Annotated in this window: 20 protein-coding genes and 4 tRNA genes; 16 read left to right on the top strand and 8 right to left on the bottom strand. The window is 65.7% G+C overall.

Annotated elements, in window-relative coordinates; translation table 11 throughout:
* The first annotated feature begins 73 nt into the window (after positions 1-73).
* Both WJ16_RS35210 and WJ16_RS04670 read left to right on the top strand, forming a co-directional pair.
* The gene (locus WJ16_RS35210) at positions 74-220 is read left to right on the top strand and encodes a hypothetical protein (protein ID WP_006756195.1); all 147 of its coding nucleotides are present in this window, start codon (positions 74-76) and stop codon (positions 218-220) included.
* 223 nt (positions 221-443) lie between these two features.
* On the top strand, positions 444-1,037 hold the full coding sequence (locus WJ16_RS04670) for a chorismate mutase (protein WP_069256049.1): 594 nt from the start codon (positions 444-446) through the stop codon (positions 1,035-1,037).
* Between the two features lie 49 nt (positions 1,038-1,086).
* Here WJ16_RS04670 and WJ16_RS04665 read toward each other — a convergent pair whose 3' ends face one another.
* Both WJ16_RS04665 and WJ16_RS04660 read right to left on the bottom strand, forming a co-directional pair.
* A complete protein-coding gene (locus tag WJ16_RS04665) occupies positions 1,087-2,226 on the bottom strand; it encodes an exonuclease domain-containing protein (protein ID WP_069256048.1) in 1,140 nt (379 codons plus the stop codon).
* A gap of 141 nt (positions 2,227-2,367) precedes the next feature.
* Positions 2,368-2,571, bottom strand: a complete 204-nt coding sequence (locus WJ16_RS04660; protein WP_027783827.1) for a cold-shock protein — start codon at positions 2,569-2,571, stop codon at positions 2,368-2,370.
* Between the two features lie 401 nt (positions 2,572-2,972).
* Between WJ16_RS04660 and WJ16_RS04655 the strand changes: the two genes are divergently transcribed.
* A complete protein-coding gene (locus tag WJ16_RS04655; protein WP_069256047.1) occupies positions 2,973-3,236 on the top strand; it encodes a hypothetical protein in 264 nt (87 codons plus the stop codon).
* Positions 3,237-3,737: 501 nt separating this feature from the next.
* Entirely contained in the window at positions 3,738-4,889 is a 1,152-nt protein-coding gene (locus WJ16_RS04650; RefSeq protein WP_069256046.1) for a porin, read from the top strand.
* Between the two features lie 83 nt (positions 4,890-4,972).
* Here WJ16_RS04650 and greB read toward each other — a convergent pair whose 3' ends face one another.
* Positions 4,973-5,536, bottom strand: a complete 564-nt coding sequence (greB, locus tag WJ16_RS04645) for a transcription elongation factor GreB (RefSeq protein ID WP_069256045.1) — start codon at positions 5,534-5,536, stop codon at positions 4,973-4,975.
* Between the two features lie 129 nt (positions 5,537-5,665).
* On the opposite strand from greB, the gene WJ16_RS04640 reads away from it, so the two are divergent.
* From WJ16_RS04640 to WJ16_RS04630, 3 genes are all read left to right on the top strand, one after another.
* A tRNA-Arg gene (locus tag WJ16_RS04640) sits at positions 5,666-5,742 on the top strand.
* Positions 5,743-5,808: 66 nt separating this feature from the next.
* Positions 5,809-5,885 (top strand) — tRNA-Arg (locus WJ16_RS04635).
* Between the two features lie 60 nt (positions 5,886-5,945).
* Positions 5,946-6,022 (top strand) — tRNA-Arg (locus WJ16_RS04630).
* 195 nt (positions 6,023-6,217) lie between these two features.
* Here WJ16_RS04630 and WJ16_RS04625 read toward each other — a convergent pair.
* The 4 genes from WJ16_RS04625 to WJ16_RS04610 all read right to left on the bottom strand — a co-directional run bounded on the left by WJ16_RS04625 (position 6,218) and on the right by WJ16_RS04610 (position 10,523).
* Positions 6,218-8,584 carry a RelA/SpoT family protein gene (locus WJ16_RS04625; protein ID WP_069256044.1) on the bottom strand — a complete coding sequence of 789 codons (2,367 nt, stop codon included), beginning with the start codon at positions 8,582-8,584 and terminating at the stop codon, positions 6,218-6,220.
* A 63-nt stretch (positions 8,585-8,647) separates the two neighbouring features.
* Positions 8,648-8,851, bottom strand: coding sequence for a DNA-directed RNA polymerase subunit omega (gene rpoZ, locus WJ16_RS04620; RefSeq protein ID WP_006025620.1), 204 nt, complete (start codon positions 8,849-8,851; stop codon positions 8,648-8,650).
* 58 nt (positions 8,852-8,909) lie between these two features.
* Positions 8,910-9,593: a guanylate kinase gene (gmk, locus tag WJ16_RS04615; RefSeq protein WP_069256043.1), complete on the bottom strand. Its 684-nt coding sequence runs from the start codon at positions 9,591-9,593 to the stop codon at positions 8,910-8,912.
* 6 nt (positions 9,594-9,599) lie between these two features.
* Positions 9,600-10,523: a YicC/YloC family endoribonuclease gene (locus WJ16_RS04610; RefSeq protein ID WP_069256042.1), complete on the bottom strand. Its 924-nt coding sequence runs from the start codon at positions 10,521-10,523 to the stop codon at positions 9,600-9,602.
* A gap of 173 nt (positions 10,524-10,696) precedes the next feature.
* Between WJ16_RS04610 and rph the strand changes: the two genes are divergently transcribed.
* The 9 genes from rph to WJ16_RS04565 all read left to right on the top strand — a co-directional run bounded on the left by rph (position 10,697) and on the right by WJ16_RS04565 (position 17,165).
* The gene (gene rph / locus WJ16_RS04605; RefSeq protein WP_069256041.1) at positions 10,697-11,428 is read left to right on the top strand and encodes a ribonuclease PH; all 732 of its coding nucleotides are present in this window, start codon (positions 10,697-10,699) and stop codon (positions 11,426-11,428) included.
* Between the two features lies 1 nt (position 11,429).
* Positions 11,430-12,059: an RdgB/HAM1 family non-canonical purine NTP pyrophosphatase gene (rdgB, locus tag WJ16_RS04600; protein ID WP_069256040.1), complete on the top strand. Its 630-nt coding sequence runs from the start codon at positions 11,430-11,432 to the stop codon at positions 12,057-12,059.
* Between the two features lie 34 nt (positions 12,060-12,093).
* Positions 12,094-13,308 carry a radical SAM family heme chaperone HemW gene (gene hemW, locus WJ16_RS04595; RefSeq protein ID WP_069256039.1) on the top strand — a complete coding sequence of 405 codons (1,215 nt, stop codon included), beginning with the start codon at positions 12,094-12,096 and terminating at the stop codon, positions 13,306-13,308.
* Between the two features lie 42 nt (positions 13,309-13,350).
* Positions 13,351-13,438: transfer RNA gene (locus tag WJ16_RS04590), tRNA-Ser, on the top strand.
* 140 nt (positions 13,439-13,578) lie between these two features.
* A complete protein-coding gene (locus WJ16_RS04585; protein WP_069256038.1) occupies positions 13,579-13,974 on the top strand; it encodes a hypothetical protein in 396 nt (131 codons plus the stop codon).
* A gap of 176 nt (positions 13,975-14,150) precedes the next feature.
* A complete protein-coding gene (locus tag WJ16_RS04580; RefSeq protein WP_069256037.1) occupies positions 14,151-14,444 on the top strand; it encodes a hypothetical protein in 294 nt (97 codons plus the stop codon).
* A gap of 332 nt (positions 14,445-14,776) precedes the next feature.
* Complete coding sequence (locus tag WJ16_RS04575) at positions 14,777-15,268, top strand: energy transducer TonB family protein (RefSeq protein WP_069256036.1); 492 nt, start codon at positions 14,777-14,779, stop codon at positions 15,266-15,268.
* Positions 15,269-15,570: 302 nt separating this feature from the next.
* Entirely contained in the window at positions 15,571-16,881 is a 1,311-nt protein-coding gene (locus tag WJ16_RS04570) for an MFS transporter (protein ID WP_069256035.1), read from the top strand.
* Positions 16,882-16,985: 104 nt separating this feature from the next.
* Positions 16,986-17,165: a hypothetical protein gene (locus tag WJ16_RS04565; protein WP_021164136.1), complete on the top strand. Its 180-nt coding sequence runs from the start codon at positions 16,986-16,988 to the stop codon at positions 17,163-17,165.
* Between the two features lie 18 nt (positions 17,166-17,183).
* On the opposite strand, the gene waaC is transcribed toward WJ16_RS04565, so the two are convergent.
* Positions 17,184-18,182: a lipopolysaccharide heptosyltransferase I gene (gene waaC, locus WJ16_RS04560; RefSeq protein ID WP_069256034.1), complete on the bottom strand. Its 999-nt coding sequence runs from the start codon at positions 18,180-18,182 to the stop codon at positions 17,184-17,186.
* Positions 18,183-18,200: the final 18 nt, after the last annotated feature.

Here is an 18,200-nt window from a genome sequence, read left to right as displayed (position 1 = left end):
AATCTAACGATTCGCCACTGGCAAAAATCCAAGCGCGAGGTTGATAATCATCGAACCTGCTGGAGAAATGACCATGGACGAAAGACCCACTCGCATGCCACCGCCCGAGCAAGTGATGAGCCCGGATCCGGAACCCGTCGGCGTTGAATTCCTCGCCGAATTGCCCGACCACGTGCGGGCATTCTTCGACGAGCAGCACAAGCTGTACTCGCCGAAGTGAACGCCTGTTCGGTTCTGTAACCGCCACGTGTCGATCATCGCTATCGTGCGGTTCATCACTGCGCATCGCGCGCAATTCGCGTCGCACCCGGGCCGCAACAGCCTGACGGTGCCGGATCAGCTCGCCTGCTGATTCTCTGGTCGCTGCGCTACGCCGCGCGACTGTCTTCGTCTATCCTTCTCGTTTTCCACATCCGGCCCGCCCGGGTCTTCCGATCGTTCCGATGAAGCAAGCCATTCGTGCCAGCGTCGCTGTCGCCGTGCTCGGCGTCGTCCTCTTTTCGTCGCCGCGTGTCGCCGTTGCGGACGGCGACGACACCGCCCTCACCAACCTCGTCGCGCTCGCATCGCAGCGCCTCGCGCTCGCCGAACCGGTCGCGCGATGGAAATGGGCAAACCACAAGGCCATCGAGGACCAGCCGCGCGAAGCGGCGCTGCTCGCATCGGTCGGGAAGCGCGCCGCGCAGGCGGGGGTCGACCCAGCGTTCGCGCGGACGTTCTTCGAGGATCAGATCAGCGCGAGCAAGGATGTGCAGAACGCGCTGTTCGCGACGTGGCGCGCGACGCGGCCGCCGGAAGGCACGCCGCCCGACCTCGCGACCGGCACGCGCCCGGCGCTCGACCGGCTGACGCAGAAAATGCTCGCGGGGCTCGCGCAGGTTGGCCCGCTGCGCGATGCGCCCGACTGCCAGGCGCGGCTCGCGCGCAGCATCGCGAACTGGAAGACGCTCACCCGCTACGACGCCACGCAGACGCGAGCGCTCGACACCGCGCTGTCGCACGTCTGCTCGGCCGGCGGCGCGAGCGCGATCGGCTGACGCCGCGAGCGGATCGCACGACATTCGGCGCACGGCGCGCTTCGCTGGCTTAACCCGCTTGCGCCGCAGGCGCGAGCACCGCAAGCGGAATCAGTTGCAGACCGCGTGCGAGATGCGTCTGCAGCAGGCGGTGCGTGTAGGGTTCGAATGCGCCGTCCGCCCCGTCGGCCGCCAGGTGCGCGGCTGCTTCGAGCGATTCCGCCGCGCCGAGATAGCACCAGCCATCGATCACATGAAACAGGCGGCGCTCGCCGCTCGCCTCGAACGCAACGGCCCCTTCGAACGGCCAGGGCGCCCCGCCGGCACGGGCGGCATCGGCCGCAGGGCGACGGTTGTAAGACGGACGCAACGTGGCGATCCACTGCGCTTCGGCGAGCATCGCCCCCAGCTCGTTTCCGGTCTCGCGCCATTCGACACGCCGCACCTGCTGCGCGAGCCGCATTTCCTTCGACGACCGGCGCTCGCCCGTCAGTAGCGCCCGCAGCCGCTGCCGCACGCGTACGCTGCGGCCGACATACAGCGGTGCGTCACCTTCCCCGAACAACGCATACGCCCCGCATCCGGCCGGCGCGGTGTCGAGCCACGCTTCGGTCAGGTCGCCGCCCAGACGGAAGTGGCGCGTCGTGCGCGCGATCTGGTCGCGCAGCCGGTCGAGCGGCACGATGTCGTGCAACTGGCGCCAGAACTGCCACAGCAGGTCGGCATCCGCCAGCGCCCGGTGCCGCGCAGCCGGCACGAGCCCGTGGCGTTCGATCAACGCGTCGAGCCCGTGCCGTGCTTCGCGCGGAAACAGCGCACGCGACAACCGTACCGTACAGAGCACGTCGGGATTGAACGCGAAACCGGCGCGCTCGAACTCGGCCCGCAGGAAGCCGCGGTCGAAGCTCGCGTTGTGCGCAACGAAAAGCTTGCCGTCGAGTCGCTCGAACAATGCCGGCGCCAGCGACGCAAACGACGGCGCGTCGCGCACCATGTCGTCCGAAATACCCGTCAGTTGCTGGATGAACGGCGGAATCGACTGGCCCGGATTGACGAGCGTCGTCCACGTCGATACGCCGAGCGGGCCGATTTCGACCACGCCGATTTCAGTGATGCGGTGTTCGACGGGCGAGCCGCCGGTGGTTTCGAGGTCGACGAAAACGAGCGGCTGTTCGCGGGCGGGATCGGGCGGACGAGGGAAATCGGACATGAAAAGACTGGGAAACGATGCTTCCGTGAGTATGCACCGGCCAGCCCGTTCGCGGCCAGCCCGAGCCGGAATGCTCCGTCCCCGGAAAACAAAAAGCCCCCGCGATGCGGGGGCCGGACGTGATCGGCAATGCGTGGCGCGTCAGACCGCCTGGATATTCGCTGCCTGCTTGCCTTTCGGCCCGACTTTGACTTCGAACGAAACGCGCTGGTTTTCCTTCAGCGTCTTGAAGCCGTCCATCCGGATTTCGGAAAAGTGCGCAAACAAATCTTCACCGCCATTGTCCGACGTAATAAAGCCAAAACCTTTAGCATCGTTAAACCATTTCACGATACCGGTATCCATGTCTTCGTTCCCCACTCGATTAGATCAAAAAAGCTATTTTTATAGCCGTTTCCCGAAATCCCGAAACATTGCGCCAGCGCTAGCACCCGCACCCAGCACGCCGCCCGAGGACGGAGTGCTGACTTTATAAATTGGACAATCGGGGTGCGTCAAGAAAATTTTTGACGATCGTTTTATCAAAAAAGCGCTAATACCATTGGAATCGGTACACCATCCCCGGTGATTAATTGGCTCGCATCAAAAACCTGTCAATATTACCGGGGTCGAAGTATCGATAATGTCGGATGTGAAATTCCTACCGGGGACAAATCGATTCGGTAAATTCCTCGGGGTTTTTTCCGGTTGCGGAAATGCAGGGACATTGCGATGCTGACTCAACGCCTGAAGGAAGGAGAAGGGTCATGTGGCTGGACGGAATCAAGCGCTTCGCGAGCCGGCTCGGACGCGTACGCCGCAAGTCCCGCGGCCTGGCCGAGTCTGCGCGCGAAGCGCCGTGCGACACCGAATTCGATACGACGTGGCACGGCGATCACTGGCAGAACCTGCTGGCCTCGCCGCTCGATGCCCGTCATTACGTGATGGAAGACTGGACCTACACGCCACCGCCCAGCGAAGCCAGCGACGCCGCGCCGGCGGCCAAGCGCAAGCGCCGCTCGTACCCGTAATCGCACGGGTGGCCGGGGCAAAAAAAAGCGCGACTGGGAAGTCGCGCCGACAAAGGTTTGGAGATCTTTTCCGTCAACGAAAAAGTCTGCTTCGGAAAGCAGAGATCGCAGTATAGCGAGAGAACAACCTTTCATTATCCATGCTCCACACAAACCTCTATTGCCGATGTGTCAATAATCGCGCTATGCCCTCCCCCGCCTTTTGCTGACCACGTGTCGCGATCGCGCAACGCCCGTTACGCAGTCCTGAACGCTATTTTCTTTCGCTGCACCGCCGCAAACCCTTGATGGACAACCGTTTTCGCCATTTCGGCCATCTTTGCGGATTCCAAAATATATTATTGCTTAAAGCGCAAGCTTCCCCCGCTCCACGCACTCCGTACACTGCAGATGGCTTTTGACAAGCGCACCGCTGCGCTGCGGGACCGGCCATGGCGTCAAGTAAAACGAGGCCGGTCCGCAGCAGGTTCGATCGACATCATCCTGTTTGGAGACAGATCCATGAAAAAAACCCTGATCGTCACCGCGTTGTCGGGTGTATTCGTTACGGCAGCCCACGCCCAAAGCAGCGTGACGCTCTATGGCCTGATCGACGCAGGCATCACCTATACCAACAACCAGGGTGGCCACAGCTCATGGTCGGAACGCAGCGGCCAGATCAACGGCAGCCGTTGGGGCCTGCGCGGCACGGAAGATCTCGGCGGCGGCCTCAAAGCGATCTTCGTGCTGGAAAACGGCTTCAACATCGCCAACGGCACGCTCGGCCAGAATGGCCGCGAATTCGGCCGTCAGGCGTTCGTGGGCCTGTCTCATGACCAGCTCGGCGCCCTCACCCTCGGTCGCCAATACGATAGCGTCGTCGACTACATCGGGCCGCTGTCGCTGACCGGTACGCAATTCGGCGGCACCCAGTTTGCCCACCCGTTCGACAACGACAACCTGAACAATTCGTTCCGGATCAATAACGCGGTCAAATATACGAGCGTCAACTACGGTGGCCTGAAGTTCGGTGCGTTGTACGGCTTCTCGAACAGCAGCCAGTTCTCGAACAATCGCGCGTACAGCGCGGGCGTGTCGTACACCTACGCCGGCTTCAATATCGGCGCTGGCTACCTGCAGTTGAACAATGACATCTCGGGCCTCACGTCGGCCGCGGTCACCAACAGCGGCGGCGCGGTGGCAGGCGACAACACGTTTGTCGGCAAGCGTCAGCGCGTGTTCGGCGGCGGCCTGAACTACACCTTCGGCCCGGCAACGGCCGGCTTCGTGTTCACGCAATCGCGCGTGAACCGGGCGCTCGGCATCTCCGCGGGCGCCTCGGGCGTGTCGACCGGTCTGGGTCTCGACGGCACGTTTGCCCGCTTCAACAACTACGAAGTGAACGCGCGCTACGCGCTCACGCCAGCCTTGTCGCTGGCCGGGTCGTACACGTACACGGCCGGCTTCCTGGACGGTCGTCATCCGGGCTGGAATCAGTTCAACCTGCAGACCGACTACGCACTGTCCAAGCGGACCGACGTGTATGTGCAAGGCGTGTATCAGCGCGTCAGCACCGACGGCCTGGGCATCGGCGCCTATGTCAACGGCCTCGGTGGCGCGTCGTCGACCAACAAGCAGATCGCGGTCACGGCCGGCTTGCGCCATCGCTTCTGAGCGGCCGGCTCATCCGCCGTACGCCGGATGACGAAGCGCCCCATCGGGGCGCTTTTTCTTTGCCGGGTTGCGCCGGGGGGCGTTCAGGCGTTGCCCGGCGCCGGGTAACGGACGTCGAGCACGTCGATCGGCTGCGGACCGGCCGGCGTCATCAGCATCACGGTATCGCCGATCTTCGCCTTGATCAGCGCACGCGCGACCGGCGAAATCCAGCTGACGCAGCCGCGATCGAGATCGACTTCATCGATGCCGACGATCGTGATCGTGTGATCCTCGCCGTCGGGCGTCTCATAATCGACCGTTGCGCCGAAAAACACCTGGTCGACATTCTCCTGCCGGCTCGCATCGACGACTTCGGCAAGATCGAGCCGCTTCGTCAGGAAGCGGATGCGGCGATCGATCTCACGCAGCCGCCGCTTGCCGTAGATGTAGTCGCCGTTCTCCGACCGGTCGCCGTTCGACGCGGCCCAGGACACGAGCCGCACGACCTCGGGACGCTCGACGTCGATCAGGTGCAGCAGTTCGTCCCGCAGCCGCTTGTGGCCGGCGGGCGTGATGTAGTTCTTCGCACCCGCGGGAATCGCGGGCTGGGCCTGGTCGAGATCGTCGTCGTCGCCGTCCGACTCTTTGACAAACGCCTTGTTCATGATGCGGATTCAACTGGGATGACTGATACGCCAAGGGTACACGAAGGGCGCTCCGGCAAGGCCGCGCAGAACAATTCGCGAATAAGGCTTCCCTTTTTATACAACCCTGCTATAATTTCGCTTCTGCGTGCGGCTGTAGCTCAGTTGGATAGAGTACTTGGCTACGAACCAAGGGGTCGTGGGTTCGAATCCTGCCAGCCGCGCCACTTTTTCGAGGGCCTTCCGAACCGAAGGCCCTTTCAGTTCAAAGCAGTAGAAGTTTTGTTTTGCGTGCGGCTGTAGCTCAGTTGGATAGAGTACTTGGCTACGAACCAAGGGGTCGTGGGTTCGAATCCTGCCAGCCGCGCCACTTTTTTGGGGGCCTTCCCATCGCAGAAGGTTCCGACAGTTGAGAAGTACCGTTTTGCGTGCGGCTGTAGCTCAGTTGGATAGAGTACTTGGCTACGAACCAAGGGGTCGTGGGTTCGAATCCTGCCAGCCGCGCCACCTTAAAAGGGCTTTCCTCCGGGAAAGCCCTTTTTCTTTTCCGCCCCCCCCTATCGGCATTTGCGGCATGACCACGGTCGCGCGGCGCGCCCTTTCGACTAAGCGCCGGCCACGCCGCCCGCTCGCGCTCGCGGCAGCACAAATGAAAACGGCGGCCATCGGCCGCCGTCGATCGATCGCCTACCCAGGCAAGCGTCAATAATCCTGCCGCTCGCGCTCGATGCGCATCCCGCCGTCGTGCCGCGCATGCGCGCCGTCGTCGGTCGAACGCTCGCGCATGATCCGCATCACGTCCGGATTGGTTCGCACGCGCCGCATCACGTTCGCGAGATGCACGCGGTCGCTCACCTGGATCACGAAGCGCAGCACCGTCGATTCGTGCGTCAGATCCTCGTCCATCGCGATATGCACGATGTTCGCGTCGGCCGATGTTATATCCGCCGCCACACGCGCAAAGATGCCCTTCGCATTCTTCACGAGCGCCTTCACCGCGACATCGAACAGGCGGCCCGGCTGCGGCGCCCACTCGACGTCGATCCAGCGGCCCGGGTCGCGGCGATGGATCCGCTGTGCGACGCGGCAATCGGTCGTATGAATCGCCATCCCCAGGCCGATGCCGATGTAGCCCATGATCGCGTCGCCCGGAATCGGCCGGCAGCACGCGGACAACTGCACGGACATCCCTTCGGTGCCGGTAATCACGACCGGCGGCGCATGGTGCGCGGGATGCCGCTCGGACTTCGGCAGATCGTCGTCGGCATCGCGGCCGCTCATCAGCACCTCGATGCGCTTGGCCATGACCGCAGCCACGCGGCGGCCGAGGCCGATGTCCGCGAAGATTTCCTGGCGGCTCTTGTTGCCCGTCCACTGCACGAGCTTCTCCCACACTTCCGGCTCGACATCGGCCAGCGCGAGACCGTAGCCCTTCAGGCTCTGGTCGACCAGTCGCTCGCCGAGCTGCACGGACTCGTTCAGGCGCATCGTCTTCAGGTAGTGACGGATCGCCGAGCGCGCCTTGCCGGTACGCACGAAACCGAGCCATGCGGGGTTCGGCTTCGAATACGGCGCGGTGATCACCTCGACGATATCGCCGCTCTTCAGCTCGGTGCGCAGCGGCAGCAGCTCGTTGTTGATCTTCACGGCCACGCACTGGTTGCCGAGATCGCTGTGGATCGAATACGCGAAATCGAGTGCCGTCGCGCCGCGCGGCAGCGCCATGATCTTCGACTTCGGCGTGAACACGTAGACCGCATCCGGGAACAGGTCGATCTTCACGTGCTCGAGGAATTCGCTCGAATCGCCGGCTTCGCTCTGGATGTCGAGCAGCGACTTCAGCCACTGGTGCGCGCGCTTCTGCACGTCGCTGAGATCGGCGCTGCCGTTCTTGTACAGCCAGTGCGCGGCGACCCCTGCCTCGGCGATCTCGTGCATCTTGCGCGTGCGCACCTGGAACTCGATCGGGGCGCCGAACGGGCCGACGAGCGTCGTGTGCAGCGACTGATAGCCGTTGATCTTCGGGATCGCGATGTAGTCCTTGAACTTGCCGGGCACGGGCTTGTACAGCGCGTGCAACGCGCCGATGCACGTATAGCAGTCGAGCGCACTGTCGACGACGACGCGAAAACCGTACACGTCGAGCACCTGCGAGAACGACAGCTGCTTGTCGCGCATCTTGCGGTACACGCTGTAGATCGTCTTTTCGCGGCCGGTGATCTCTGCATCGATCTTCGCATCGGCCATCGCGCGCTGCGCGGCCTCGAGGATCTTGCTGATCACTTCGCGGCGGTTGCCGCGCGCCGCTTTCACGGCCTTCTCGAGCGTCGCGTAGCGATGCGGGTTGAAGTTCGCGAAGCTCATGTCCTGCAGCTCGCGATACGTGTTGTTCAACCCGAGGCGGTGCGCGATCGGCGCGTAGATGTCGAGCGTTTCCCGTGCGACGCGACGGCGCTTTTCCATCGGCACCGCGCCCAGCGTACGCATGTTGTGCAGGCGGTCGGCGAGCTTGACGAGAATGACGCGCACGTCGCGTGCCATCGCGAGCAGCATCTTGCGGAAGTTTTCCGCCTGTGCTTCCTCGCGACTGCGGAACTCCATCTTGTCGAGCTTCGACAGGCCGTCGACCAGTTCGGCGACCTTCGGGCCGAACCGTTCGGCCAGCTCGCTCTTGGTCACGCCCTGGTCTTCCATCACGTCGTGGAGGAGCGCGGCCATGACGGCCTGCGCGTCGAGCTTCCAGCCGGCGCAGATTTCCGCGACGGCGACGGGATGGGTGATGTAGGGTTCGCCGCTCTGGCGATATTGACCGAGGTGGGCTTCGTCGCTGAAGTGGAACGCCGCCTTGACCTCTTTGATTTCTTCCGGAGGGAGATACTCGGCAAGCGCGGCCGTCAGTTTCGCGATCGAAACGACGCCGTGCTTGCGCGGCTGCTCCGGGGTGGCGGTCGGCCCGAACAGATGCCGGAAGGACTGTTCGAGGACCGCGTCGATGTACTGGCGCGCAGGCGACTGGGCCGTGGCTTCGGTGATCGAATCCGCGGAGGCGGACGATGGGGTGGTGCTCATATTCGCCTCCAGGTCGAGTCGTTGCGCGCGTGGATTACATGGCAGGAACGGGCCGGATGCGCGTTACACCGGCACCTTCTTCAGCATCTCGACGCCGACCTGGCCGGCAGCGATTTCGCGCAGCGCGACGACGGTCGGCTTGTCGCGGCTTTCGATCTTCGGCGTATGGCCTTGCGCGAGCTGCCGCGCGCGATAGGTGGCGGCGAGCGCCAGTTCGAAGCGGTTCGGGATTTGCTTCAGGCAGTCTTCGACGGTAATGCGAGCCATGTTGGTAATTCCTTCTGAATATAGTCCTTATTCTACCTTATGTCCCTCGTACCCCGCGTCATTCCGCATGGGGCAGATGGATGCCGAGCTCGATGAACAGCTCCGTGTGTCGCGCGTACTGCGAAGCGAAGCGCAGGCGCGTGGCCGCGACGATGCATTCGAGCTCCGCGAGCGCACGCTCGAAATTCTCGTTGATCACCACGTATTCCGCTTCGGACGCGTGCGCGATCTCGCTGCCGGCGGCCAGCAGGCGACGCGTGATCACGTTCGGTTCGTCCTGGCCGCGCTTCTTCAGGCGCTCCTCGAGCGCGTCGAGCGACGGCGGCAGGATGAAGATGCCGACCGCGTTGCGGAACTGCTTCTTCACCTGCAACGCACCCTGCCAGTCGATTTCGAGCAGCACGTCGTGGCCGTTCTTCATCTGCTCTTCGATCCAGACGCGCGACGTGCCGTAGTAGTTGCCGTGCACTTCCGCGCTCTCGAGGAATTCGTGCGCCGCGTGACGCGCGCGGAAATCCTCGACCGTCGTGAAATGGTAGTGCTGGCCATCCTGCTCGCCCGGGCGCGGCTTGCGCGTCGTGTACGAGATCGACAGGCAGATGTCGCTGTCCTTCGACAGCAGCGCATTCACCAGCGTCGATTTGCCGGCGCCCGACGGCGCGACGACCATGAACAGGTTGCCGGGATAGACGCCGCCGTGCAGCGCATGCGACGCGTGGCCGTCGCGATGGGATTCGGTCATGTTGCTTTACTCCAGGTTTTGCACTTGCTCTCGCATCTGCTCGATCAACAGCTTGAGCGCCATCGATGCGTCGGCCAGCTCCTTCGCCGCCGCCTTCGAGCCGAGCGTGTTCGCTTCGCGATTCAGTTCCTGCATCATGAAGTCGAGACGCTTGCCGACGCGGCCGCCCTTCTCGATCACGTGACGCGTTTCGTTCAGGTGCGCGGTGAGCCGCGACAGCTCTTCCGCGATGTCTATCCGGATTCCGTACATCGTCACTTCCTGACGAATACGCTCCGCGGCTTCCTCGCGCGTAACGATCGGCGCGCTGCCTTCGGGCGCCGCGATGCCGAGCGCTTCCTGCAGCCGCTCGACGATCTTCTGCTGGTGCTTCGCGATCAGCTCCGGCACGAGCGGCGTGATGCGCGCGACGATCGCTTCCATTTCCGTGACGTTCGACAGCAGCATCGTCGCCAGTTGCGCGCCTTCGCGCGAACGCACGACGACGAGCTCGGCGATCGCTTCCTTGCCGCATGCGAGCACCGCGTCGCGGATCGCTTCCGCCGACACGCCGCTCTCGGCGATCACGCCGGGCCAGCGCAGGATCTCGCCCGCGCGCAGGCGGCCGACGCCCGGGAACGTGTCGAGCACCGAGCGTTCGAGCTCGGCGAGCTGCCCGAGCGCCGACTGGTTCAGCGCGCCCGCGCCGATGCTCTGCTCGCCGCGCTGCAGGTTGATGCGGATGTCGACCTTGCCGCGCGACAGCTTGTTCATCAGCATTTCGCGCAGCGCCGGCTCGCACGCGCGCACGTCGTCCGGCATCCGGAAATTCAGGTCGAGGAAACGCGAGTTCACGGTGCGCAGTTCGACCGACACGCTCGTGCCGCCGTTGCCGGTGGCCGTCGCGAGTTCGCGCGTCGCGCTCGCGTAGCCCGTCATGCTGTAGATCATGGTTCGTCTCGCCGTCTGGGTGCCCTTGCGGGCGGGGATATGTCGAGGCGCCCGGCGCATCGGAAAGCGCGGGGCGGGAAGCGCGCATTATCCCATTTTTGCGGCCCCCCTCGCCGGGCACGACGGCCGTTCGGCGCTAAAATCGGGGTTTCCTCCCGTTCCGCGATTCCCACATGACGTCCTCCGTTTCCCGCCCGAGCGGCCGCCGCGCCGACGCACTGCGCAAGGTCGCCCTCACGCGCCACTACACGAAACATGCCGAAGGCTCGGTGCTGGTCGAATTCGGCGACACCAAGGTGCTCTGCACCGCGAGCGTCTCCGAACGCGTGCCCGACTTCCTGCGCGACCGCGGGCAAGGCTGGCTGACCGCCGAATACGGGATGCTGCCGCGCGCGACGCACACGCGCAGCGACCGCGAAGCCGCGCGCGGCAAGCAGACCGGCCGCACGCAGGAAATTCAGCGCCTGATCGGCCGCGCGCTGCGCGCGGTGTTCGACCTCGAGGCGCTCGGCCCGCGCACGATCCACATCGACTGCGACGTGATCCAGGCCGACGGCGGCACGCGCACGGCCAGCATCACCGGTGCGTTCGTCGCCGCGCACGATGCCGTGTCGACGCTGCTCGCGGCCGGCAAGCTCACGCGCTCGCCGATCACCGACCACGTCGCCGCGATTTCGGTCGGCGTGTACGAAGGCGCGCCCGTGCTCGACCTCGATTACGCGGAAGATTCGCACTGCGACACCGACATGAACGTCGTGATGACGGGCGCCGGCGGCTTCGTCGAAGTCCAGGGCACGGCCGAAGGCGCGCCGTTCTCGCGCGCCGAGATGAACGCGCTGCTCGATCTCGCCCAGGGCGGGATCGCCGAGCTCGTGCAGCTCCAGAAAGACGTGCTGGGCGCCTGACATGCAGGACGACCACACCATCGCGCCGCTGTCGCGCATCGTTCTTGCGTCGAACAACCCCGGCAAGCTGCGCGAATTCACCGCGCTGTTCTCGACGGTCGGCATCGAAATCGTCCCGCAGGGCGACCTCGCGGTGCCCGAGGCGGAGGAGCCGTTCGGCACGTTCATCGAGAACGCGCTGACGAAGGCGCGCCACGCGTCGCGGCTCACCGGGCTGCCGGCGATCGCCGACGATTCGGGCCTGTGCGTGCGCGTGCTGCGCGGCGCGCCGGGCGTCTATTCGGCGCGCTACGCGCAGCGCGCGGGCCGCGACAAGGGCGACGCGGCGAACAACGCGTATCTCGTCGAGCAGTTGCACGACGTCGACGACCGGCGCGCATACTATTGCTGCGTGCTCGCGCTGGTGCGCCATGCGGACGATCCGGAACCGCTGTTCGCCGAAGGGCGCTGGACGGGCGAGATCGTCGATACGCCGCGCGGTAAGCACGGATTCGGCTACGACCCGTATTTCTACGTGCCGGCGCTCGGCGCGACGGCCGCCGAACTCGAGCCGGCCGTGAAGAACACGCACAGCCATCGCGCACTCGCGCTGAAGGCGCTGCTCGCGCGCCTCGCAGAGGAACAGGCATGAACGTCCCCGCCATCGATTTGCCGCCGGAGGCCGCATGAGCCAGGCTGCGGACACCGGCGCGCGCGTCGTCGCGACCTTCACGTCGCCAGGCCAGGTGCGGCTCACGTCGCTGCCGCCGCTTGCGTTGTACGTGCATTTTCCGTGGTGCGTGCGCAAGTGCCCGTACTGCGATTTCAACTCGCACGAATGGAAAGGCGAACGGTTTCCGGAAACCGAGTATCTCGACGCCGTGCGCGCCGATCTCGAGCAGGCGCTGCCGCTCGTGTGGGGTCGGCAGGTGCATACGGTGTTCATCGGCGGCGGCACGCCGAGCCTGCTGTCGGCGGCCGGCCTCGACCGGCTGCTGTCCGACGTGCGCGCGCTCCTGCCGCTCGACGCCGATGCCGAAATCACGCTCGAGGCGAATCCGGGCACGTTCGAGGCCGCGAAGTTCGCGCAGTTCCGCGCGAGCGGCGTGAATCGCCTGTCGGTCGGCATTCAGAGCTTCAACGAAACGCACCTGAAGGCGCTCGGCCGGATTCACGACACCGCGCAAGCACGCGCGGCCGTCGAGATCGCCGCGAAGAACTTCGACAACTTCAACCTCGACCTGATGTTCGCGCTGCCGAACCAGACGCTCGACGAATGCCGCACCGACATCGAGACCGCGCTGTCGTACGCGCCGCCGCATCTGTCGCTGTATCACCTGACGCTCGAGCCGAACACGCTGTTCGCGAAGTTTCCGCCGGTGGTGCCCGACGACGACGCATCGGCCGACATGCAGGAATGGATTCATGCGCGCACGGCCGAAGCCGGCTACGGGCGCTACGAAGTGTCCGCGTATGCGAAACCGAATCATCAGTGCAAGCACAACCTGAACTACTGGCGCTTCGGCGACTATCTCGGGATCGGTGCGGGCGCCCACACGAAGCTGTCGTTCCCGAACCGGATTCTGCGGCAGGCACGCTACAAGCATCCGGCGACGTTCATCGAGCAGGCGATGGCCGGCACGGCCGTACAGGAAGAGCGCGAAGTCGGCGCGCGCGACCTGCCGTTCGAATTCATGCTGAATACGCTGCGGCTCGTCGAAGGCTTCCCGGTGCACAGCTTAGCCGAACGCACGGGCCTGCCGATGAGCACGATCGAGCCCGCGCTGCAGGAAGCGGAACGGCGCGGGCTGATCGCGCGCGATTTCGCGCAGATCGCGCCGACGCCGCTCGGCCAGCGTTTCCTCAACGACCTGCAGGAATTGTTCCTGCGCGACGATTGAAGGAATGAACATGGCGGCATTTCGGTTACAATGCCGCCTCGTGGAAGCGTGGCCGAGCGGTTTAAGGCACCGGTCTTGAAAACCGGCGACGGGAAACTGTCCGTGAGTTCGAATCTCACCGCTTCCGCCAGGAAGTTCGCCAAGCCCCGTCCATTCGCCGAATGACGGGGTTTTTTGTTGTCCGCCCACACCCTTCCCCGTCGTCGCGACGCGTCGCGCCGGATGCCGTTACAATCCGGCGCTCCGATCCGCGAAACGGGAAACCACGTCATGAAGCCCTTCATCGTCTCGTCGCTCGCCGCGCTGCTGGTTGCCGTCAGCACGCAGGCAACGGCCGACACCGCCGCCGGCAGCGACGCGCAAGCGTCTTGCGCGATCGCAAACGTGACCGGCGTCGGCGGTTCGCCGCGCGGCCTGAGCGAATATCTCGCGAGCCCGTCGCCCTACAACTACCTGAAGGACAACGACCTCCAGTGCAAGGTGGGCGACGACGGACGCACGTCGAACTGCACCGGCGTGACCTACCTCCGGAACGAACAGGTCAGCGTGTACGACGATTCCGATCCGGCGACGCTGACCGTCGTCGCACGCGTGGAACTCGATCACGGCCAGAAATACCCGGTGATCATCGTCGTGCAGCGCAAGGACGCGCGCTGCAAGCCATGATGCGGCGCCGCGCGCGAACGCGCTCGTCGAATCGGCCCGTCGTCGCGCCGCACCGCGCCGGCAGCCTCCCCGCCGGCCGCCCGATCACCTAGAATTCGATCATCACGGCGACACGACCGCCGCCGCGTACTCGATGCCGCGCGCGCCACCCCTGCGTGCGGTACACGGAGATCGCCATGACCGAACTGTCGACCCCGACGGAATCCGTCGATTACGAAGGCTTCGAGATCCATGTCGTGCCGGCCGCCGCGCCCGGCAGCGACACGCGCTTCACCTACACCGGCTACGTGTGCCATCCGGGCGCGAATCCCGCCTTGCCCGGCCACGCGGTGCCGTTCCATGCGGACGGCGAGGAAAGCTTCGCGAGTCTCGACGAAGCCGTCCACGAAGCCGTGCACATCGGCAAGAGCATCATCGACGGCACGCACCCCGACCTGTCGATCCTGTCGCTCGTCACGCACGGCTTCTGAACCGGGCAGCATGCGTCGCAGATTGCGCAGGCGCAGGCAGCGGCGCTACCCGCAGCAATCGCCGGGGCCGGCCGGATCGTCGCCACCGGCTGACGTACCGCACGCGTGTCTGTCTTTCTTGCAGGCTTGCATCACGCATGCTGCGATGCGCTCGTTCCGTATGCCGTGCGAGCATGCCGTCACATGTCACGTCACAACGCGATGCGCGGGCGCGCGCCCTCGTCGTCATCAACGATAGCGACATCCGGTATCGCCCGTTATGCGTTTCTCCCGATATCGGCTTGCGTCCGTGCGCCTATCATTTTTTTATAGTCACTTCCGGCTAGCCTCCCATGCGCCCCCTTCCCCGTCCGCGCGTCGACCGGCTGCACGCAGTTGCACTGGCCGCCGTCGCCCTGCTCGCGGCGTGTACGATCACGCCGCCTCCGTCGTTGCGCTCGGTCCTGACGATTCCGTCGATCACCCGCAGCGGCAGCCTCGATCAGTACCGCGTCGAAGTCGCGCAGCGTGTCGCCGAACGCAATCCGTCCGGCATGCTGCACGGCACACCTCAGGCGATGCTCCGCTCGCTCGTCGTCGTGGCCTTCACCGTCGACGGCAGCGGCCGGCTCGTCAACGCGTCCGTCTACCGCAGCAACGGCGACAGCGAGGCGGAAGCGCTCGCGCTCGCGTCACTGCGCCGCTCGGCGCCGCTGCCGCCGCCCCCGTCGCGACTGCTCGACGGCAACGGCCGGCTCGAATTGATGGAAGGCTGGCTGTTCAACGACGACGGCCACTTCCAGTTGCAAAGCACCGCATCGGCGCAGGCGCAATCGATCGACTGACCGGCCGCCGCCGCGCGATTGCCGGTGCGCGGCCGCGCTGGCTATAATTTTCCGCAATCGCGCGGCCATCACGCCGCGCGCACGTTCGCGCGCCGCACCCGGCATGCGAGCCGACCATGCCGGCATCGGGCGGCGGCGACGTACCCGTCTCCATCGTCGACCGGCGGGTGACGTCCGCGCCACGGCGCGCGCTCACGCCGCCACCGCGTCATCCGCATCATTCGCTCGGCTGCCCGCGACAGGCGTCTGCCTACCCGACCGCACGCTCAGCCGACCGCCCCAACGACAAAACGGAGACATCCATGTCCGCATCCCCCCCGACCGTTGCACACGCAACCGGTTCGGCCGGCGCCGTCAGCCACCGGCGCATCGTGTTCGCGAGTTTCATCGGCACCGCGATCGAGTTCTACGATTTCTACGTGTACGCAACGGCCGCCGCGCTCGTCATCGGCCCGGTCTTCTTCCCGCACGGCTCCGCGACCGCGCAGGCGCTGTCCGCGTTCGTCACGTTCGGCATCGCGTTCATCGCCCGCCCGATCGGCTCGTTCCTGTTCGGGCACTTCGGCGACCGCATCGGCCGCAAGTCGACGCTCGTCGCGTCACTGCTCGTGATGGGCGTATCCACCACCGCAATCGGCTTCGTGCCCGGCTATGACACGATCGGCGCGCTTGCGCCGGTGCTGCTGTGCGTACTGCGCTTCGGCCAGGGGATCGGCCTCGGCGGCGAATGGGGCGGCGCCGCGCTGCTCGCGACCGAGCATGCGCCGCAGGGCAAGCGCGGCTGGTTCGGGATGTTCCCGCAGCTCGGGCCCTCGGTCGGCTTCCTGATGTCGAACGGCCTGTTCTTCGCGCTCGCGCTGTCGCTGTCCGACGAGCAGTTCCGCAGCTGGGGCTGGCGCATCCCGTTCCTCGTCAGCGCGGTGCTCGTCGCGCTCGGCCTGTACGTCCGGCTCAAGATCACCGAAACGCCTGCGTTCCAGGCCGCGCTCGATCGCAACGAGCGCGTGCGCGTGCCGGTCGCGACGCTCGTCACGCAACACTGGCAGCCGACGCTGCTCGGTGCGCTCGCGATGGTCGTCTGCTACACGCTGTTCTACATCTCGACGGTGTTCTCGCTGTCGTACGGCGTGTCGGCGCTGCATATTCCGCGCCAGAGCTTCCTCGGCCTGCTGTGTTTCGCGGTCGTGTTCATGGGGCTCGCGACGCCGCTGTCCGCGTGGGCATCCGACTGCTTCGGCCGCAAGCCGGTGCTCGTCGTCGGTGCGATCGCGGCGCTGCTGTCGGGTTTCGCGATGGAGCCGCTGCTCGGCAGCGGCTCGATGCCGCTCGTCGCGCTGTTCCTGACGATCGAGCTGTTCCTGATGGGCGTGACGTTCGCGCCGATGGGCGCGCTGCTGCCGGAACTGTTCCCGACCAACGTCCGCTATACGGGCGCGGGTGTCGCGTACAACCTCGGCGGGATCCTCGGCGCATCGATCGCGCCGTATATCGCGCAGTTGCTGGCGGCGCGCGGCGGGCTGTCGTGGGTGGGCGGCTATGTGTCGGTGGCGGCGGCCATCAGCCTGATCGGCGTGCTGCTGATGCGCGAAACGCGCGACGCGTCGCTCGTCTGACACTCCGGGGCGACCCGGGTTGTGCGGTGGGCGGCGCTGCCTATACTCGATCCTGGGTGCGCCGCCGCGCGCGCCCGGGATCCCGCCCCGAAGGAGCCGCCGCCATGAACATCCGCCTCGGCAATGCCGATCTCGTCCTGATTCTTGCGCTCGCGCTGGGTGGCGCACTGCTGCTCGCGCTGCGCTTCCGGCCGAAGACGTGGCGCGGCCTCGTGTTCGAGGCGCTGCTGGCGAATCTCGCGGCGATCGCCGCCGTCGTCACGGTCGAGGCGCTGCTCGCCTGAGACGCCCGCCGCGCCGCGTCAGGCGGTCAGCCGCGCGCGCTGCGCGCCGTAGGCCGGGGCGACCGCATCGATCGCATCCAGTGCCTGCGCGACCGTCGGCACCGTGCCCGCCTCGCCGATCGACAGCGCATTCGGTGCGCCGCCGATCCCGCAATGGTGCCGCGACGTCGCGACGAAAATCATCACGGCCGGCCGCTGCAGCGCACGCGCCATGTGCACGAACCCCGTGTCGACCCCTACCACGAGCGCAGCCCGGCCGATCGCCGCGCCGAGTTCGCGCACCGTCATCGCGGGCAGCACGACCGCGCCCGGCGCGCGCGCGGCGATGTCCTGCGCATCGTCGTGCTCGGCCGCCGATCCCCACGGCAACAGCACGCGCACGCCGCGCGCCATCATCTGCGTGGCGAGCGCGGCCCAGTGCTCGGCCGGCCATTTCTTGTCCGGGTTGGACGTCGCATGGAACAGCAGCATGAACGGAGCGTCATCGCCCAAGGCCGCCGGCAGGCTCACGTCCTGCGGCGGGACGATGCCGTAGGTGGCGACGCCCTCGGGCACGTAGCCGAGCGCCTCGCCCGCGCTCACGCGCATCCCGTGCCACGCATCGCAGTCCGGCCGCGGGCCGAAACGATGCGAATACACGAAGCGTGCGCCCGTCTCGCCGAGATCCTGCGTCTGGTAGCCGACGCGGCGCGCAGCGCGCGCCAGCGCCGATATGATCGCGCTCTTGTAGACGCCGTGCAGGTCGATCACCGCATCGTAGCGGTGCGCGCGCAGCGCGCCGATCGACGCCGAGATCGCCTTCAGGTCGCCACGATTGCGCAGTTTCTTGAACCGGCGCAGCGGCGCGCACAGGACATGGGTGACGCCCGGATGCCAGCGCACGACCTCCGCACACGATTCGTCCACCGCCCAGTCGACCACGACGCCGGGAAAGGCGCGATGCAGATCGGCGACGACGGGCAACGTCTGGACGACGTCGCCGAGCGACGTCACTTTCACGATGAGGATACGTTTCACGATATGTGGGGATAGACC

The organism is Burkholderia metallica, assembly GCF_001718555.1.
Classification (GTDB): Bacteria; Pseudomonadota; Gammaproteobacteria; order Burkholderiales; family Burkholderiaceae; genus Burkholderia; species Burkholderia metallica.
Note: the sequence above shows the minus strand (reverse complement) of the source record. Positions and strands in the feature narration are given on the sequence as shown.

Bases quoted from the DNA above. Each gene is read 5' to 3' on its own strand.
- WJ16_RS35210 (WP_006756195.1), top strand. From the start codon at position 74: ATGGACGAAAGACCCACTCGCATGCCACCGCCCGAGCAAGTGATGAGC.
- WJ16_RS04670 (WP_069256049.1), top strand. From the start codon at position 444: ATGAAGCAAGCCATTCGTGCCAGCGTCGCTGTCGCCGTGCTCGGCGTC.
- WJ16_RS04665 (WP_069256048.1), bottom strand. From the start codon at position 2,226: ATGTCCGATTTCCCTCGTCCGCCCGATCCCGCCCGCGAACAGCCGCTC.
- WJ16_RS04660 (WP_027783827.1), bottom strand. From the start codon at position 2,571: ATGGATACCGGTATCGTGAAATGGTTTAACGATGCTAAAGGTTTTGGC.
- WJ16_RS04655 (WP_069256047.1), top strand. From the start codon at position 2,973: ATGTGGCTGGACGGAATCAAGCGCTTCGCGAGCCGGCTCGGACGCGTA.
- WJ16_RS04650 (WP_069256046.1), top strand. From the start codon at position 3,738: ATGAAAAAAACCCTGATCGTCACCGCGTTGTCGGGTGTATTCGTTACG.
- greB (WP_069256045.1), bottom strand. From the start codon at position 5,536: ATGAACAAGGCGTTTGTCAAAGAGTCGGACGGCGACGACGACGATCTC.
- WJ16_RS04625 (WP_069256044.1), bottom strand. From the start codon at position 8,584: ATGAGCACCACCCCATCGTCCGCCTCCGCGGATTCGATCACCGAAGCC.
- rpoZ (WP_006025620.1), bottom strand. From the start codon at position 8,851: ATGGCTCGCATTACCGTCGAAGACTGCCTGAAGCAAATCCCGAACCGC.
- gmk (WP_069256043.1), bottom strand. From the start codon at position 9,593: ATGACCGAATCCCATCGCGACGGCCACGCGTCGCATGCGCTGCACGGC.
- WJ16_RS04610 (WP_069256042.1), bottom strand. From the start codon at position 10,523: ATGATCTACAGCATGACGGGCTACGCGAGCGCGACGCGCGAACTCGCG.
- rph (WP_069256041.1), top strand. From the start codon at position 10,697: ATGACGTCCTCCGTTTCCCGCCCGAGCGGCCGCCGCGCCGACGCACTG.
- rdgB (WP_069256040.1), top strand. From the start codon at position 11,430: ATGCAGGACGACCACACCATCGCGCCGCTGTCGCGCATCGTTCTTGCG.
- hemW (WP_069256039.1), top strand. From the start codon at position 12,094: ATGAGCCAGGCTGCGGACACCGGCGCGCGCGTCGTCGCGACCTTCACG.
- WJ16_RS04585 (WP_069256038.1), top strand. From the start codon at position 13,579: ATGAAGCCCTTCATCGTCTCGTCGCTCGCCGCGCTGCTGGTTGCCGTC.
- WJ16_RS04580 (WP_069256037.1), top strand. From the start codon at position 14,151: ATGACCGAACTGTCGACCCCGACGGAATCCGTCGATTACGAAGGCTTC.
- WJ16_RS04575 (WP_069256036.1), top strand. From the start codon at position 14,777: ATGCGCCCCCTTCCCCGTCCGCGCGTCGACCGGCTGCACGCAGTTGCA.
- WJ16_RS04570 (WP_069256035.1), top strand. From the start codon at position 15,571: ATGTCCGCATCCCCCCCGACCGTTGCACACGCAACCGGTTCGGCCGGC.
- WJ16_RS04565 (WP_021164136.1), top strand. From the start codon at position 16,986: ATGAACATCCGCCTCGGCAATGCCGATCTCGTCCTGATTCTTGCGCTC.